The 15,221-nt window shown below is 68.6% G+C and carries 15 protein-coding genes and 2 pseudogenes; 13 read left to right on the top strand and 4 right to left on the bottom strand.

Annotated features, from left to right (window positions below; translation table 11 throughout):
- Positions 1-11 precede the first annotated feature (11 nt).
- From MQN93_RS31015 to MQN93_RS30995, 5 genes and pseudogenes are all read left to right on the top strand, one after another.
- Positions 12-422 carry an effector-associated constant component EACC1 gene (locus MQN93_RS31015; protein ID WP_308404450.1) on the top strand — a complete coding sequence of 137 codons (411 nt, stop codon included), beginning with the start codon at positions 12-14 and terminating at the stop codon, positions 420-422.
- A pseudogene (locus tag MQN93_RS31010) lies at positions 352-1,035 on the top strand (caspase family protein); the annotation flags it as partial. The gene MQN93_RS31015 and the pseudogene MQN93_RS31010, both read left to right, overlap by 71 nt.
- A gap of 126 nt (positions 1,036-1,161) precedes the next feature.
- A pseudogene (locus MQN93_RS31005) lies at positions 1,162-2,178 on the top strand (PAS domain S-box protein); the annotation flags it as partial.
- Between the two features lie 283 nt (positions 2,179-2,461).
- Entirely contained in the window at positions 2,462-3,367 is a 906-nt protein-coding gene (locus MQN93_RS31000; protein WP_242712162.1) for an AraC family transcriptional regulator, read from the top strand.
- A gap of 212 nt (positions 3,368-3,579) precedes the next feature.
- On the top strand, positions 3,580-4,998 hold the full coding sequence (locus MQN93_RS30995; protein ID WP_242712161.1) for an aldehyde dehydrogenase family protein: 1,419 nt from the start codon (positions 3,580-3,582) through the stop codon (positions 4,996-4,998).
- 24 nt (positions 4,999-5,022) lie between these two features.
- On the opposite strand, the gene MQN93_RS30990 is transcribed toward MQN93_RS30995, so the two are convergent.
- On the bottom strand, positions 5,023-5,610 hold the full coding sequence (locus tag MQN93_RS30990) for a TetR/AcrR family transcriptional regulator (protein WP_242712160.1): 588 nt from the start codon (positions 5,608-5,610) through the stop codon (positions 5,023-5,025).
- Between the two features lie 138 nt (positions 5,611-5,748).
- On the opposite strand from MQN93_RS30990, the gene MQN93_RS30985 reads away from it, so the two are divergent.
- Positions 5,749-6,486 carry an SDR family oxidoreductase gene (locus tag MQN93_RS30985; protein WP_242712159.1) on the top strand — a complete coding sequence of 246 codons (738 nt, stop codon included), beginning with the start codon at positions 5,749-5,751 and terminating at the stop codon, positions 6,484-6,486.
- Positions 6,487-6,587: 101 nt separating this feature from the next.
- On the opposite strand, the gene MQN93_RS30980 is transcribed toward MQN93_RS30985, so the two are convergent.
- The gene (locus tag MQN93_RS30980; RefSeq protein WP_242712158.1) at positions 6,588-7,196 is read right to left on the bottom strand and encodes a TetR/AcrR family transcriptional regulator; all 609 of its coding nucleotides are present in this window, start codon (positions 7,194-7,196) and stop codon (positions 6,588-6,590) included.
- 191 nt (positions 7,197-7,387) lie between these two features.
- On the opposite strand from MQN93_RS30980, the gene MQN93_RS30975 reads away from it, so the two are divergent.
- Entirely contained in the window at positions 7,388-8,020 is a 633-nt protein-coding gene (locus MQN93_RS30975; protein ID WP_016432734.1) for an FMN-dependent NADH-azoreductase, read from the top strand.
- A 78-nt stretch (positions 8,021-8,098) separates the two neighbouring features.
- Here MQN93_RS30975 and MQN93_RS30970 read toward each other — a convergent pair whose 3' ends face one another.
- The gene (locus tag MQN93_RS30970; RefSeq protein WP_016432733.1) at positions 8,099-8,473 is read right to left on the bottom strand and encodes a winged helix-turn-helix transcriptional regulator; all 375 of its coding nucleotides are present in this window, start codon (positions 8,471-8,473) and stop codon (positions 8,099-8,101) included.
- Between the two features lie 105 nt (positions 8,474-8,578).
- Here MQN93_RS30970 and MQN93_RS30965 point away from each other — a divergent pair, with 105 nt between their 5' ends.
- The 3 genes from MQN93_RS30965 to MQN93_RS30955 all read left to right on the top strand — a co-directional run bounded on the left by MQN93_RS30965 (position 8,579) and on the right by MQN93_RS30955 (position 11,476).
- Positions 8,579-9,421 (top strand): alpha/beta fold hydrolase, encoded by an 843-nt coding sequence (locus MQN93_RS30965; protein ID WP_242712157.1) that lies wholly within the window; start codon positions 8,579-8,581, stop codon positions 9,419-9,421.
- Positions 9,422-9,822: 401 nt separating this feature from the next.
- A complete protein-coding gene (locus MQN93_RS30960) occupies positions 9,823-11,109 on the top strand; it encodes a sulfite oxidase (RefSeq protein WP_242712156.1) in 1,287 nt (428 codons plus the stop codon).
- 148 nt (positions 11,110-11,257) lie between these two features.
- Entirely contained in the window at positions 11,258-11,476 is a 219-nt protein-coding gene (locus tag MQN93_RS30955) for a hypothetical protein (protein ID WP_242712155.1), read from the top strand.
- A gap of 148 nt (positions 11,477-11,624) precedes the next feature.
- Here MQN93_RS30955 and MQN93_RS30950 read toward each other — a convergent pair whose 3' ends face one another.
- Positions 11,625-12,224 (bottom strand): TetR/AcrR family transcriptional regulator, encoded by a 600-nt coding sequence (locus MQN93_RS30950; protein ID WP_242712154.1) that lies wholly within the window; start codon positions 12,222-12,224, stop codon positions 11,625-11,627.
- Between the two features lie 98 nt (positions 12,225-12,322).
- Between MQN93_RS30950 and MQN93_RS30945 the strand changes: the two genes are divergently transcribed.
- The 3 genes from MQN93_RS30945 (at position 12,323) to MQN93_RS30935 (ending at position 15,157) form a co-directional block, all read left to right on the top strand.
- A complete protein-coding gene (locus tag MQN93_RS30945; RefSeq protein WP_242712153.1) occupies positions 12,323-13,369 on the top strand; it encodes an alcohol dehydrogenase catalytic domain-containing protein in 1,047 nt (348 codons plus the stop codon).
- Entirely contained in the window at positions 13,366-13,968 is a 603-nt protein-coding gene (locus MQN93_RS30940; protein WP_242712152.1) for an NADPH-dependent F420 reductase, read from the top strand. The genes MQN93_RS30945 and MQN93_RS30940 overlap by 4 nt, the downstream gene beginning before the upstream one ends.
- 67 nt (positions 13,969-14,035) lie before the next feature.
- Entirely contained in the window at positions 14,036-15,157 is a 1,122-nt protein-coding gene (locus MQN93_RS30935) for an alkene reductase (RefSeq protein ID WP_242712151.1), read from the top strand.
- Positions 15,158-15,221: the final 64 nt, after the last annotated feature.

The following is a 15,221-nucleotide window of genomic DNA, read 5'->3' as shown; positions in this document are numbered from 1 at the left end:
CAAGTGCCGTTGTGCGTCTTGGGGGTTGGGCGGGGGTGCCTGTGCGGGTCGATCTGAGTGTGCGATGCCTGGACAGATCGGAGCGTGAGCTTCGGGCGTTGCACGATTGGCTGTTGTTGGACGCCGCCGCTCGTCGCTGGGCCAGGCCAAGTCTCCACGCATCACGATCCGCGCCGCCTGGAGCACAGGGGGACGTGGTCGACCTGTTGTCCTTGGTCATCGGCAGTGGCTTCAACGCCGCGTCTCTTGCCCTTTCGGTGATGGCCTGGCGTGGCACGCGTCCGCAGCCTCCGACGATCACCTTTCAGCGGCCGGACGGCCAGAGCGTCACGATCTCGGGATCCTCGCCGGATGAAGCGAGGCGTCTCATCGAGTTGCTGGCCGACGGGGCGGAGAACGGCGACGATGACAGCTCCGCCTGATCCGGACGCGTCCCGAGCGGTGTTCATCGGCGCCGGCGCATACGAGACGCTCAGTAACCTGCCGGCCGTGGAGCGGAGCGCGATGACGCTCGCCGAGGCATTCACCCGCTCGGAGATCCTTGGACTGCCGTTGGAGCACTGCCACACGGTCATCAACCCGCAGACGCCGCGCCAACTCTCCAAGCCCGTGGCCGAGGCTGCGCAGGAGGCAACGGATGCCCTGATCGTGTACTACGCGGGTCATGGGCTCATCGAACCGCGCACCGGACAACTCTGCCTGGCCGTGGCCGACAGCGACCGTGTCTCGGTGCATGACACGGCGGCGCCGTTCGAATGGATACGACGCTCGATAGAGCACAGTCCGGCCGCCCGCAAAGTCGTCATCGTCGACTGCTGCTACAGCGCGCGAGCCTTCGGTGTGCAGGCGGCCGAGGCGGCCCTTGAAGTGGAGGGCACCTATCTGCTGGTTGCCTCGGCCGAGAATTCAGTCGCGCTCACCCCGCCCGGAGAGCAGTACACCGCGTTCACGGGCGAACTCATCAGGCTCATAGACAACGGGGTGTTGGAGGGAGCCGAGTTCCTCGACCTGGACACGATATACAACCGGCTGCATCTGGAGTTGCGTCTCAAAGGGATGCCCGAACCGCACCGTCTGTGCCGGGACGGCCTGGGTGGCGTCCCCTTCCTGCGCAACAGGGCTTACCGGCCCCCAGCGGCTGCCCCAAAACCCAATTTCAGTGTGTGGCCTGTCGATCAGTCAGCCGGTGAGGCAACCGCAGGAGCGACCGAGTCGGAGCCGTATGTCCGACTGGCGACGCTACGCAGTCTGTTGGACCAGCTGATTCAACAGGTCGCACCGGCGCAAAGCCTTGCCGACACGCTCCAGACTGTCATCGATGGCATTGTCGCCGGACTTGGCTACGAACTGGCCGCGCTCAATCTGGTGCGGCCGGACGGGGATCTGGTTGTTGCCGCGCTTGCCGGCAACCAGGCCGCTGAGGCACTCATCACGGGCCGTGTCGGCTCAAGGGCGTCGTGGAAACGCCGCCTGTCGATGGGTGAGAGCTGGGGCACGTTGCGATTCATTCCTTATACGGAGGGATGGGTGCTCGACAACGACGACGTGCCCCAGTGGTTCACGGAAGCCCCTGAACCGCTACACGCCGATCAGTGGCACCCTAACGACCGTCTGTTCGCTCCGATGTACTCCGCCGGTGGCACGGATTTCGATGACCTCATCGGTGTCATTTCGGTCGAACGACCACGTAATGGCCGACGCCCGGGTGCGTGGGGACGCGAGGCGCTGCAGGTGTATGCCGCGCACGCCGCGGTCGCCATCAGCAACGCTCAGTTGCGAGCGAACATGCAACACGCACTGGCGCGCGTCGAGCGCGAACAGCACGCGCTGCGTGCCAGCGAAGAGTCCTTCCGGCAGGCATTCGAGTACGCGCCGTCAGGTATGGCCATCGCCGAACTCACCGGTGAGGAACCGGGCAGGATCCTGCGCACGAACGCTGCGCTGTGCCGGATGTTGGACGAATCGGCAACTGAGCTGCGACGGCATTCCTTTTCCGATCTCGTCCATCCTGAGGACATCGAAACCTTGTTGCGCACGTCGGCCGAAGGGGGCAGGGCGGAGATACGTCTCAGGCGAAACGACAGGACGTATGTATGGGTGTCGATGCGCAACAGCGTCGTCGCGGATTCCGCCTCCGGACCGCACTCCCTTCTCATCCATGTGCAGGACCTGGAGGAACCGCACTTCCGCGCCGAAGGGGCCGGCCCCGATTGGTGATCACACGACAGGAGGGCAGACGGAAAGCGCCGCGCGGTCGGATGCGGAGCCGCCCTTCGTGAGCAGACTGTTCTCCGATCGAAGCTTGATGCACACCAGTGAGTGAAGTCACGCCGTTCCGAAGTCGGCGCCCTCGACGAATCCGGTACGTCCCGCCGCGTCGGCGTCCGCACAAGAGTCGCGACTTCTTGCACGATCCTCTTGCGAGGCGGCGATTGCTGGAGCCATGTGCTGCAATCGTGGCATGTCACTGGGTGAGTTTTGCGATCTGCTGGAGCGGCATGGTCGTCCGGATCTGACCACGGCCATCGACGGCGTTCGGATCTGTAAGGCGGATCAGACTGTTTCGCCGGGGGCCTCGATGTCCGGCACGGTCCTGGCGCTCGTTGCTCAGGGGACCAAGCGTCTGGCGCTGGGGGATCACGTCTACGAGTACGGGGCCGGGCAATATCTGATCGCCTCGGTGGACCTTCCGGTGACGGGACAGTTCATCGATGCCGACCCGGGCCGGCCGGCGCTGGGCTTTGCCATGACGCTGGAGCCCGCCGTCATCGCGGAGTTGCTGCTGCAGACCGGTCCGGAGCAGGTGCCGCAGTCGCGCAGCTCGGCACGACCCGGCATCGCGGTCAGTGATGCGACCGAGGAGCTGCTCGACGCCATCGTGCGGCTGTTGCGCCTGCTCGATCACCCACGGGATCGTGATGCGCTGGCTCCGTTGATCAAGCGCGAAATTCTGTGGCGGCTCCTCACCGGAGAGCAGGGTGACGCCGTGCGCCAACTCGGCCTCGCGGACAGCAGCTTGCATCACATCACGCGAGCGGTGCGGTGGATCCGGGAGAACTACGCCCGGCAGTTCCGTATCGAGGAAGTGGCACAGCTCTCGGGTATGAGCGTGTCGGCATTCCACAGGAATTTCCAGGTGGTCACGGGTATGACGCCGATCCAGTTTCAAAAGCACATTCGCTTGCAGACAGCCCGCCTGATTTTGGCCAATCGCCCGAGCGACGTCACCGGCGTCGGGCATGCCGTCGGATACGACAGTCCGTCCCAGTTCAGCCGGGAGTACCGGCGACTTTTCGGCGAGCCGCCAAGCCGTGACGCCGTACGCATGCGGGACGAGGCCGGTGTTGCAGTGGCGGCGCTTCCCTGAGGGCAACTCGGCCGAAGAGGATCGTACAAGAACGCGGGAGAATCTTTCTGGCTGGACCCGTACGCCGCTGGTTTCATGGAATTGCTGCTCGGTAAACCATCCGAGCCTGACGCAAACCATTCGGACCATATGTAGACGGTCGCCCCAGCGCGTCAACGCTTTCGCCATGCGCGCGCAAAAAGGGTCGGCGGCCGTCCGAGGAGCCACTGGAAATGCAGCGCAACATAATCGACAAAATCTATATCGACGGCGAGTTCGTGACGCCGCACGGCACGGAAGAGTTCGACCTGCACAACCCTGCTACGGGTGAGGTGATCGGGCAGGTCCGGCTCGCCGACGAGGCCGATGCGCACGCCGCCGTCGCGGCGGCGAAGCGCGCCCTGCCGGCGTGGTCCGCGACGTCCAGGGAAGAGCGGATCGACGCGCTGGGAAGGCTGCAGGCCGCGGTGGCCGCCCAGAGGGACGATCTCCTGGAGGCCGTCACCGTGGAGTACGGCGGGCCACAGCGTCATTCGTTTCTGGTGGACGCGGCTGCCGGTGCCTTCGCCGGCATGATCAGCACGCTGGCGGAGTTCGACTTCACGCGGCGGATCGGTCAGGCGGAAGTGGAGCTGGCGCCGGCAGGTGTCGCGGGGTTGATCACGCCGTGGAACTCGGACGCGTTCTTCATCTGCGACAAGCTCGCGACCGCTCTGGCGGCCGGCTGCACGGTCGTCATCAAGCCCAGCGAGTTGAGCGCGACGCAGACCCAGGTCATCACACAGGCGCTGCACGAGGCCGGCCTGCCCCGGGGCGTCGTGAACGTCGTGACGGGGCGGGGGGACGTGGTCGGCTCGGTGATCACCCGTCATCCCGATGTCTCCAAGATCTCCTTCACGGGTTCCACCGCGACCGGCAAGGTGATCGCGAGTCAGGCGGTCGACACGTTGAAGCGCCTGACGCTGGAACTCGGCGGAAAGTCCCCGTCGATCGTGCTGGACGATGCGGACCTCGGGCAGGCCCTCACCGGTGCGCTCGCGGCCGGATTCGTCAACAGCGGCCAGGCGTGCGTCGCAGGTACCCGCATCCTGGTCCCGGAGGGCCGGATCGACGAAGCACTCGCCCTCATCGCGAAGAAGGTGCCCGAGGAGTTCCCCGTCGGCGATCCGCGCGATCCGGCGACCTCGATCGGCCCCATGGTGAGCGAGCGGCAGTGGGAGCGCGTCCAAAGCTACATCCGTCGCGGCATGGAGGAAGGCGCGCGGGTCGTCGTCGGCGGCCCCGGCCGCCCCGAAGGTCTCGGCAACGGGTACTTCGTACGCCCCACCGTGTTCGCCGACGTCACCAACGACATGACGATCGCTCAGGAGGAGATCTTCGGCCCGGTGCTGTCGGTCATCACCTACCGGAACGACGACCACGCCGTCGACATAGCCAACGACACCACCTACGGCCTGCACGCCTACGTCTTCTCGTCCGACCCGCAGCGAGCACGCCGCATCGCCTCACGACTCGAAGCGGGCCGGGTCTCGATCAACGGCGGTTACGAACCGCTGTCCCCCTTCGGGGGGTTCAAGCAGTCCGGCATCGGACGCGAGTACGGCGTCTTCGGCCTCGAGGGCTTCCTCGAGCCGCGGTCCGTCATGCTCTGAGCAGCAGTACGGCCGGTCCCTTGGTCATCGCTCAACCTCCGGCCGGACGACCGTCAACCCGTCCAATGTGAGGTCGAGCAACCGTTCCGCCTGCTGCCGCTGCTCGGGGCTCGCCGATGTGAGGGCGATGCCTTCGAGTGCCGCGCCGAGGTCGGCGGCGGTGATGTCGGCGCGGATGGTCCCGGCGGTCACGCAGGCGTCCATGAGGATGCTCAAAGCCGCCCGGATCATTTCCCGGCTGTGGCCGTAGGGACTGTTCCCCGTCGCGGCGATCGCGCGCAGGGCGTCGATCATGCCGTACTTGGTCGTCACGTAGTCGAGGAAGAGACGTGTCCACGCGCGCAGCGCCTCGAACGGCGGCTTGGTGGCCAGCAGTTCGGGCGCCGCGTCGCACAACTGGGCCACCTCGTTGCGGTACACGGCCTCGACGAGCGCTTCTCGGGTGGGGAAGTTGCGGTACAGCGTGGCGCTGCCCACCCCCGCCTCCTTGGCGATGCGTTCCAAGTGGGTGTCCAACCCCTCGGCTGCGAACATCCGCACCGCGGCCTTGAGGATCTTCTCCCGGTTACGTCGTGCGTCAGCCCGCAGCGGACGTTCCGCTCCCTCCGACATCAGCGCTCTGCCACCCCTTCCAGCGTCTCGACCTTGCCAAGTGGGGGCGTCCCCACTTAGCCTCGATAAGTGGAGTCGCCCCCACTTAGTCTACGGGGCCTCTAGCTGACCTGCACACCCCTTACGAAAGGTCACGTCATGTCAGGTATCAAGGGCAAGGTCATCGCCGTCACGGGCGCCAGCAGCGGCATCGGGGAGGCGACGGCGACCCACCTCGCCGCTCAGGGCGCCCGGCTGGTTCTCGGAGCCAGGCGAGAGGACCGGTTGACCGAAGTGGTGGACCGCATCACGGCCCAGGGTGGGTCCGCCGTCGGGGTCATCGTCGATGTCAGGTGCCGCGAAGACCTCAAGCGGCTCACAGATGCGGCCGTCGACCGCTTCGGCCGCCTCGATGTCCTGGTCTCCAACGCCGGCACGATGGCGGTCTCGCCGTTCGACGAGTTGCGCCAGGACGACTGGGACGCCATGGTCGCCACCCATGTCACCGGCCTGCTGAACGGTATCGGGGCGGCGTTGCCCGTCTTCCGCCGGCAGCGTTCCGGACAGTTCGTCAACGTCGCCTCCACGGCGGCCTACGTCGTGAAATCCCCGCTGGCCGTCTACGCCGCCACCAAGACGGCGGTGAAGGTGCTGACCGAAGGGCTGCGGCAGGAGGCCGGCCCCGACCTGCGTGTCTCTCTCATCTCGCCGGGCTACACCAACACGGAGGGCGTGGGCAAGGGAGCCAGCCCCGAGGCCGCGGCGGCGATGGTGGGTCTGCGCGACGAGATCGCCATGCCGCCCTCCGCCATCGCCTCCGCGATCGGGTACGCCATCGCGCAGCCCGAGGGGATCGATGTCGGAGAGATCGTCGTTCGTCCTACGGCGCAGGGCTGATCACAGCGGGCTGCGGGGCTCGTTCTGCAAAGGGTGCGGCTCGCCTTGCTGCGGCCTCCGCAGCGGTTGCGGATCTGCTCGGCCCGCTGTGTCGGCGCAGGTCAGCGCGTCAGGCGTTCGACCAGCGTTTGCCAGGCGTCGGCCAGGAGGGCGTAGATCTCCGCCGGTTCGTCCTCGTCGGTGTCGGGGCGGGAGAGGTAGAGCAGCAGCGGGCCTTCGAGGGCGGCGGTGAGCTGGATCGCGATGCCGGCGATGTTCGGCATCGGCGCACCTTGCTGGAGCAGTACCCGGATGTGGAGTTGGGTCACCGAGGGGTCGCCGACCGGAGCGGGTTGGTTGCGGTGGAGTGCAGCCCGCGCGATGACGTGGTGATCCAGGAGGTAGGCGATGCGGGCGCGACCGTAGGCGATGAGGCGGTCGATGGGCTCGGCGCCCGGCCCCAGGGGTGGCGGCCCGGACAGAACCTGTTCCTGGAACCGCCGCTCGTCCGCGTCGAGCAGCGCCCGGAAGATGCCGGCCCGGGTGCCGAAGTGGCGGAAGACGGTGCCCTTGCCGAGGCAGGCGCGCTCGGCGAGGCCGTCCATGGTGACCTTGTCCGCGCCGCACTCCGCGAGCATCTCGCGGGCGGTCTTGAGCAGGTGTTCGCGGTTGCGCACCGCGTCGGCGCGTTCGGCGCGCGGTTTTCCGAAGGGCACTACAGGGCGATCCACGGGACCAACCTACAGGCACGACTATGAAGCGGGGTAAAGTCCGTTTATGCTGAGGCTGCGGCACGCCGGATGTGTGGCCTGTCGCCTTGCCCTCCCCATGTCACGACCCGAACGACCCGAACGACCCGAACGACTCGCGCGAGTCGCCTGAGTCGTCCGTGGATCATCGCTTCTATCGAGAGATCACGACCATGAACCTGTTCCGCCTGGACGCCAGCATCCTGCCGAGCGCCTCCGCCAGTGCCGAGATCGCCGACATCGTCGAGACCGAGTGGACCGCGGCGCACCCCGGCGCCACGGTGACCCGGCGCCACCTCGGCACGGACGCGCTGCCCGCTGACGCCTGGACACTCGCCACGACTGCGGGCTTCACCCCGGAAGGGGAGCGGACCTCGGCCCAGCGCGAGGCGCTCGCCCTCGGTGCGGCGCTCGCCGAGGAGGTGCAGAGCGCGGACGCCGTGGTCATGGCCGTCCCGCTGTACAACTACGGCGTCTCCCAGCACTTCAAGACCTGGGTGGACCTCGTCATCGCGGGCGCCGGCCCCACCACACCGCTGCTCAAGGGCACGCCGACCGTGCTGGTCACCTCCTTGGGAGGCGGCTATGGGCCCGGCACCCCGCGCGAGGGCTGGGACCACTCCACCCCCTACCTGGAGCGGATCCTCGCCGACCACTGGGAGGCCGATCTGACGGTCATCAAGCGGGAGTTGACCCTCGCCGCCACTACACCCGGTATGGAGGGCCTGCGCGACCTCGCCGCACAACTGCACACCGACGCGCTCACCACGGCCCGCGAGACCGGCAAGGCACTCGCCGGACGCTGACCGCGTCCGCGTCCTGGTGGGGCGGAACACGCCCCGCCCCACCAGGACGCGCGGCCACAACGGTCTGCTCCGGCGCTGTCAGTCTTGGGCGTACGTCAGGTTGTTGTGTTCGATGGTTGCCATGTGTGTCTCGGCCCAGGTGCGCAGCGCGGCGAGCGGGCCGTCGAGGGAGTGGCCCAGGTCGGTGAGCCGGTAATGCACCGCGGGCGGCACGGTGGGCTCGACGCGGCGGGCGACCAGTCCGTCGCGGACCAGGCTCTGCAACGTCACGGACAGCATCTTCTGGGAGATGCCCGGCATGCGCCGCCGCAGCTCCCCGAAGCGCACTTCCTCCGGGGCCGCGTCCGCCAGCACCTTGATGGCCATGGACGTCCATTTCGTGCCGACGCGGTCGAGCAACTGCCGGGTCGGGCACTGCGGGTCGAACAGATCGCCGCGCCTCGCCGTGGTCACCTGCAGCTCACCACCTGAGAGAAAAGTGCGTCCTTGGAAGGCCCACGGTAGTTCCCTACCGTTTCCTTGTCACCATCGGTTACCGCCTTCCATCTGGAGCTTTTCATGCCTGAGCTGCGCCGTATCCCCGTCAACGGCATCGAACTGAATGTGGCCGTGGCCGGATCGGGACCGGCCGTTCTCCTCCTGCACGGCTTCCCCCACACATGGCAGCTGTGGACCGAGGTCATGACGGGCCTCTCCGACCGGTACCGGGTCATCGCACCGGACCTGCGCGGCTTCGGTGCCAGCACCCGGGCCCGGACCGGATACGACGCGGCCACTCTGGCGCAGGACGCCGCCGAACTGCTGTATGCGCTGGAGGTGCCCTCGGCAGCCGTGGTGGCCATCGACGCCGGCACCCCGCCCGCTCTTCTGCTTGCCCTGCGGCGACCGGAGTTGGTGCGGCGTCTCGTCGTGATGGAAGCGCTGGTCGGTCAACTGCCCGGCGCCGAGGACTTCCTGGCCGGCGGCCCTCCTTGGTGGTTCGGCTTCCACGCCGTTCCAGGGCTGGCGGAGACGGTGCTGGAGGGCAACGAGGCCCGCTACATCGACTGGTTCCTCCACACGGGCACACTCGGCGACGGCCTGCCGCCGCAGGTACGCGACGCCTTCATCCATGCCTACACCGGACACGAAGCACTGCGCTGTACGTTCTCGTACTACCGGGCCCTGCCCGAAAGCGCGGCCCAGATCAGCAAGGCCGTCGCCACGACGCGACTGACGGTGCCGACGCTGGCCGTGGGCGCCCAGCCGGTCGGTGCGGCGCTGGAACGCCAACTCCGCCCGATCACCGACGATCTCACCGGACACCTCATCGAGAACTGCGGCCACATCATCCCGCTGCACCGCCCCGCCGCCCTGCTCCAACTCCTACGCCCCTTCCTCGCCGCCCACCCGACCCGCTGACGTTCTGACCGCCGACCGCGATATCCCTGGCGGGCGGGCCACGTTCTCCTCGGCCACCACGCTTTCCGGGCACGGCCCCAAGCCCCGACGCAGCGGCCGACAACCCCAACCACCCACCCAAAGGGCTCCGTTGACATCTCATGAGCCGCGTGTTTGCATCGCGCCATGCCGCCGCTGGAGCCGTTGACGCGCCGCCGCACCGTGGACCTCGTCCTGGTCGCCGCCGCGCTGTGTCGGTTCGCCGGCTGATCCCGGACCTCACCGGCCTTACGTTCCGCAGTCCCGCAGTTCTGCGCTTTGACCCTGTCGGACACGGCAGCCCGGTTGTTGGACGCGCGCACGCAGGCTCATGCCGCCCGTTGCCCTGAACTCCGGCATCACATTGATGACGAGGACCCACCATGCCCGCATCCCCCGTGCCCTCCCCTTCCATGACACGACTCGACGAAACCGCCTATGACCGCCGCCGACTGCGCCAGTGGCTCGCCGGGGACGCCCGGGCGGACGGGGTGAGCCGCCGCCGTCTGCTCACCCTGCTCGCCGCGACGGCGGCCGCCACCGCGCTGCCCACGCCGGGCCCGGCCCGGGCCGCCGACACCCCGATCGTCAAGCCGCTGCCGTCCGAGTGGTTCATCCAGCGCGGTACCAACGCCGATTCCCGCTGGGATGCTCTGCGCGGAACCGGCTATCACACCCCGAACCACCTCTTCTTCGTGCGCAACCACACCGCCACCCCCGTCTTGGACGCACACGACTGGCGGCTACGGTTGTGGGGCAGCGGGCTGAGGGGCGCTCCGGGTGAGGACCGTCCCGTGGAGTTCGGCTACGACGATCTGCGTGCACTGCCTGCCGTCACGCGGACGGCGTTCGTCGAGTGCGCGGGAAACGGCCGCAGTTACTACACGACCCAGCAGGGCGAGACGGTCACCGGTACACCGTGGACGCTCGGCGCGGTCGGCGTCGCCCGCTGGCGCGGCGTGCGCATGGCCGACGTACTGCGCAGAGCCGGTTTGTCGCCGTACGCCGTGGACGTCCAGCCGCGCGGTGTGGATGCCGAGTACGTCAGTGACGGCGAGAACCTCGGCCGGGTGCGCCGTCCGCTGCCGGTGGCCAAGGCACTGGACGACGTGCTGCTCGCCTACGAGATGAACGGTGAACCCCTGCCGTACGACCACGGCCACCCGGTACGGGTGCTGGTGCCGTCCTGGGTGGGCATCGCGTCGATCAAGTGGGTCGGTGACATCGAGGTTTCCTCGCAACCCCTGTTCTCGCCCTGGAACACCACGTTCTACCGGCTGTTCGGCCCCGCCTACCCGCCGCAGGGCAGCGCACCGCTCACCCGGCAGACGGTCAAGAGCGCCTTCGAGCTGGCGAGCGGCGCCACGCTCACGGCGGGGCGGACCCAGGTGCTGCACGGCCGGTCCTGGTCGGGCGCGGGAGCCGTCGCGCGGGTCGACGTCAGCACCGACGGCGGGGCGAGCTGGAGGCCGGCCCGGCTCCACGACCGCCCCCGCGCCGACGCCTGGACACGCTGGTCCGTCAGCTGGACACCCGACACCCGAGGCGACACCCACCTTCTGGCCCGCGCCACCGACACCTCCGGCCGCCGCCAGCCGGACGCCACCGAGCTCAACACGCAGGGGTATCTGTTCAACGCCGTGGTGCGGCACCCCGTGACCGTCGTCTGACCGTCATGCCCCGCCCTGCTCGGCGTCTGCCCGCACTCCCGGCCTCGCTGCACCGGGGGTCACTCGTTTGGCGGAACGGGGGGAGCGGTGCTGTCTGCCGGGGGTGACGGTGGCAGTGTCTGCAGATCTCCGTCGGAGGAGTTTGGTCATGGTCATCAAGAAGTTGCACGAGGCCGGTTTGCGCAGTGATCACGCCTACACGGCTGCCGTCGTCTCGATCGGGCTGTCGTTCCTGTCGTGGATGGCATCGGTCAAGGGAGAGGCAGCGGGGACGGACCGCGCTGACCGGTGGGGGATCTTCGTGGGCGAGTGGGCGCCCACATTCTTCGGCCTCGGGCTCGCGCTGGCCCAGTACGAGGACGACTGACCAGGCAGCGCGTCCGGTTCTCGTGGGGTCGGCCGGTGGCCGGCCCCTCGCGTGCGTCAGACGCCGGCCGTGGCGCTCGCCATCCCCGTTCTGGCGGACTGCGCTCGCCAGAGGACGGGACGCCGTGCCGTCGCGCGCCCGAGGTCGGTCAGTCGAGGGCGTGGGTGCTGCAGGTCTGGAGGATCTCGTCCGACAGTTCGGGTTGGACGTGGTGAACTGCGCGGGCGAGGGCCATCGCCCCGACGAGTCGGCTGAGCAGCAGTATCGCGCGCTCCCGCGCCTCCTGTGAGGTGATCTCCCCTTGGTGTTCGCGGGCGAACTCCTCGGCGAAGCCCGTGAGATACCCCTCCACGCCGACTGCGTAGGCGCTCTGGATCGTGTCGCTGTGCCGTCCGGCGTCGACCACCAGTGAGGCGGAGGGGCAGCCGCCGTCCGGGGCGTCGCGGTGGGCGGCGGAGAGGTAGTCGGCCACCACTCGTTCCAGCGGTGTCCCGGAGGGACCGTCGCCTTCCGCGACGGCCTGGTCCAGGGCGCCCAGAGAAGCTGCGAACGAGGCGCCGCACGCCTCGACGGCGAGATCGTCCTTCGACGCGAAGTGGTTGTAGAACCCCCCGTGGGTCAGGCCCGCTTCCTTCATCAGCTCGGCGATGCCCACGGCGTCGACGCCCTGCGAACGGAACATGCGTCCTGCCGCCTCGACGATGTTCTGCCGGTTCCTGGCCTTGTCTTCCCTGGTGATCCGCGGCATGGCCGTCCTCCTGCGTCGGCAGTGTTTGACGTTTTCAATGTTACCCCTCATCATTCTTTTTGATGATGCTCATCATTAAAGAGCGAGGAGGGGCACCCATGCGTACCGTCGAGCACACCCGGCAAGGGGACGCCACGCAGGTACTGACGCTGACCGAGAAACCCCGCCCGCCCGCTCCCGGTGCCGCAGAGGTCCTGGTCCGCATGCTGGTCCGGCCCGTTCATCCGGGAGACCTGATCGGCGTGGAGGGCATGCCGGGGCAACCGGAACAGCGGCCTGATGCCCGGTCGCAGGCCCGGACTCCCGGGGTCGAGGGCATGGGCGTCGTCGAGAGCGTCGGAGCCGACGTACACGCCCTCCACCCCGGGCAGCGGGTGGCGGTCTTCCCCGCGCCGGGAACGTGGAGCGACTTCGTCGTGGTCGCGGCCGACCTGACGGTGCCCGTGCCGGACGAGGTCAGCGACGAGACCGCAGCCCTGATGCTGGTCAACCCGCTGACGCTCCGCATGCTGTACCGCGCGGTCGAGGACGCCCTGGGCAGGCAGCCGGGTCTGGTCCTCCAGACCGCCGCCGGCTCGTCCATCGGCAGGCTGATCAGCGCGGAAGCGGCCAGGCGCGGCCTGCAGTTGATCAACCTCGTCCGCAGCACCTCCGGCGCCGAGAAGCTACGGGCGCAGAACCCCTCCCAGCCCGTGATCGCGACAAGTGACGACGACTGGCGGGAACAGGTCCGCCGGTATGCCGGCGAGCGGGGCGGCGTTCAGGTCGTTCTCGACAGTGTCGGCGGTGCCATGACCCAGGGCCTCGCCGCACTGCTCGACGCCGGCGGCACGCTGATCTCGTACGGACATCTCGGCGACGGCACCGCATCGTTGGAGGCGCTGCCCCTCATCGCACGCGCGCTGACGCTGCGGGGCGAGACGATACTGCGCTGGATGCGCCGCACCCCCGAGGAGCGGGCCCAGGACGTCGCCTTCGCCCAGGACCTGGCGCGAAGCGCGCCGGACCTGCTCGACGTCGCGGCCCGCTACGACCTCGCCGACTTCAAAGCGGCCATCGAGCACGTCCGCCGCCCCGGCAGGACCGGAACCGTCCTGCTCACCTCACCGCGACCGGTCGACTCCGCACAGGGGGCAGCCCGATGAGGATCGGAACGCTCGGAGCCGGGGTGATCGCCCAGGCCATCGCCCGGCACGCGATCCGTCACGGCCACGAGGTCGTGTTGAGCAACAGCCGCGGGCCCGCCTCCCTGGCCCCGTTGGTGAAAAGCCTCGGCCCGCTCGCGGCAGCCGCGACCCCGGCCGAAGCCGCCGCCGCGGACCTCGTCGTGCTCGCGGTCCCCTGGCCGCGGATCCCTGAAGCCGTCGCCGGGCTTGGCCGCCTGGACGGGACCGTCGTCGTCGACGCCACCAATCAGTTCGCATCCCTTTCTCCGACCCCGGAGATCGCCGACCTGGGCGACCTCACCGGAAGCGAATACGTGGCCTCCCTCATGCCCGGCGCACGGGTCGTCAAGGCGTTCAACACCCTCTTCGCGCAGTACATCGCACCCGATCCCCGACACGAGACCGGACGGCAGGTGCTGTTCCTCGCCGGCGACGACGCCGACGCCAAGAACACGGTGAAAGACCTGACCTCCGAGTTCGGCTTCGCCCCCGTGGACCTCGGAACGCTGCGCGAGGGAGGACGCCTCATGCAGCTCGGCGGCCCCCTGTCCGCCCTCCACGTCCTCAAACAGGACTGATCCCACCACCCCCCACTCGTCCTCCTCATGTCCGTGAGGAGTGCCATGCGCCACGAAAGAGATCTCCATGTCCGACGACCAGAACCCGGCACCCGCCGCCATCCAGCCCCTCCTGCGGCCCGTTCGCCTCGGCGCGCTCACGCTGCCCAACCGCGTCGTCATGGCTCCCATGACGCGTTCCCGCGCCGACAACGAGGAACTGGCCCCCACCGCCCTGCACGCCACCTATTACGCGCAGCGCTCCGGCGCCGGCCTGATCGTCAGCGAAGGGACCTGGGTCAACAGGGACGCGGTCGGCTACATCAACGTCCCCGGCATCTACACGGACGCCCAGACCGCCGGCTGGGCCGAGGTCACCGAAGCCGTGCACGCGGCGGGAGGGAGGATCGTCTCGCAACTCGGCCACGCCGGCGCCGCCTCCCATCCGGACCACCACGACGGCAGGCTCCCCGCAGGCCCGTCGGCGATCAACCCCCAGGAGATGGCCTTCACGCCCGACGGCCCGAAGGACACCCCCACGCCACGCGCCCTGAGCGGGGCGGAGATCGCCGCCACGATAGGTGCCTACCGGGAGGCGGCCGCCAACGCGCTGCGCGCCGGATTCGACGGCCTGGAGATCCACGCGCAGGTGTCGCATCTCGTGGCCCAGTTCCTCAACCCCCGCCTCAACCAGCGCACCGACGCCTACGGCGGCAGCAGCGAGAAGCGGGCCCAGTTCCTCCTCGACCTCGTCGACGCCGTCAGCGGCGTGTGGGGCAGCGACCGCGTCGGCATCAAACTGTCTCCCTACTGGAGCGGGGGGCCAGCCTTCACCGCGGACGACGAGGCGCTGGCCGAGTACGACCAACTCCTCAAGCGCCTCAACGACGGCAACCTGGCCTACCTCCACCTCCTCGGCCCGGAACCCGGCGCAGACACCGACGACACCTTCACCGCCTTCGCCCGCTACCGCGCCCACTACCAGGGAGCGGTCATCGCCAACCTCGGCTTCACCCAGGCCACCGGCAACGAACTGCTCGAACGGGGCCTTGCCGACGCGGTGTCCTTCGGCGCCCCCTTCATCGCCAATCCCGACCTCGTCGACCGATTCGCGTACGGCCACCCTCTCGCCACCGGCGACCGCGACACGTACTACGCGGGTGGTGCGAAGGGATACACGGACTATCCCGCGGTGACCGGCTCCCGGTGAGCTGAGACGGAGACGCGACGGCAGCGGCCGGCGACCCTGTCCCGCAAGGGCCAGGGTGCGCGAA

Source organism: Streptomyces spinosisporus (assembly GCF_022698145.1).
In the GTDB taxonomy this organism is placed as follows: Bacteria; Actinomycetota; Actinomycetes; order Streptomycetales; family Streptomycetaceae; genus Streptomyces; species Streptomyces spinosisporus.
Note: the sequence above shows the minus strand (reverse complement) of the source record. Positions and strands in the feature narration are given on the sequence as shown.

Bases quoted from the DNA above. Each gene is read 5' to 3' on its own strand.
- MQN93_RS30945 (WP_242712153.1), top strand. From the start codon at position 12,323: ATGCGTACCGTCGAGCACACCCGGCAAGGGGACGCCACGCAGGTACTG.
- MQN93_RS31000 (WP_242712162.1), top strand. From the start codon at position 2,462: ATGTCACTGGGTGAGTTTTGCGATCTGCTGGAGCGGCATGGTCGTCCG.
- MQN93_RS30975 (WP_016432734.1), top strand. From the start codon at position 7,388: ATGAACCTGTTCCGCCTGGACGCCAGCATCCTGCCGAGCGCCTCCGCC.
- MQN93_RS30940 (WP_242712152.1), top strand. From the start codon at position 13,366: ATGAGGATCGGAACGCTCGGAGCCGGGGTGATCGCCCAGGCCATCGCC.
- MQN93_RS30960 (WP_242712156.1), top strand. From the start codon at position 9,823: ATGCCCGCATCCCCCGTGCCCTCCCCTTCCATGACACGACTCGACGAA.
- MQN93_RS30990 (WP_242712160.1), bottom strand. From the start codon at position 5,610: ATGTCGGAGGGAGCGGAACGTCCGCTGCGGGCTGACGCACGACGTAAC.
- MQN93_RS30955 (WP_242712155.1), top strand. From the start codon at position 11,258: ATGGTCATCAAGAAGTTGCACGAGGCCGGTTTGCGCAGTGATCACGCC.
- MQN93_RS30965 (WP_242712157.1), top strand. From the start codon at position 8,579: ATGCCTGAGCTGCGCCGTATCCCCGTCAACGGCATCGAACTGAATGTG.
- MQN93_RS30950 (WP_242712154.1), bottom strand. From the start codon at position 12,224: ATGCCGCGGATCACCAGGGAAGACAAGGCCAGGAACCGGCAGAACATC.
- MQN93_RS30995 (WP_242712161.1), top strand. From the start codon at position 3,580: ATGCAGCGCAACATAATCGACAAAATCTATATCGACGGCGAGTTCGTG.
- MQN93_RS30985 (WP_242712159.1), top strand. From the start codon at position 5,749: ATGTCAGGTATCAAGGGCAAGGTCATCGCCGTCACGGGCGCCAGCAGC.
- MQN93_RS30935 (WP_242712151.1), top strand. From the start codon at position 14,036: ATGTCCGACGACCAGAACCCGGCACCCGCCGCCATCCAGCCCCTCCTG.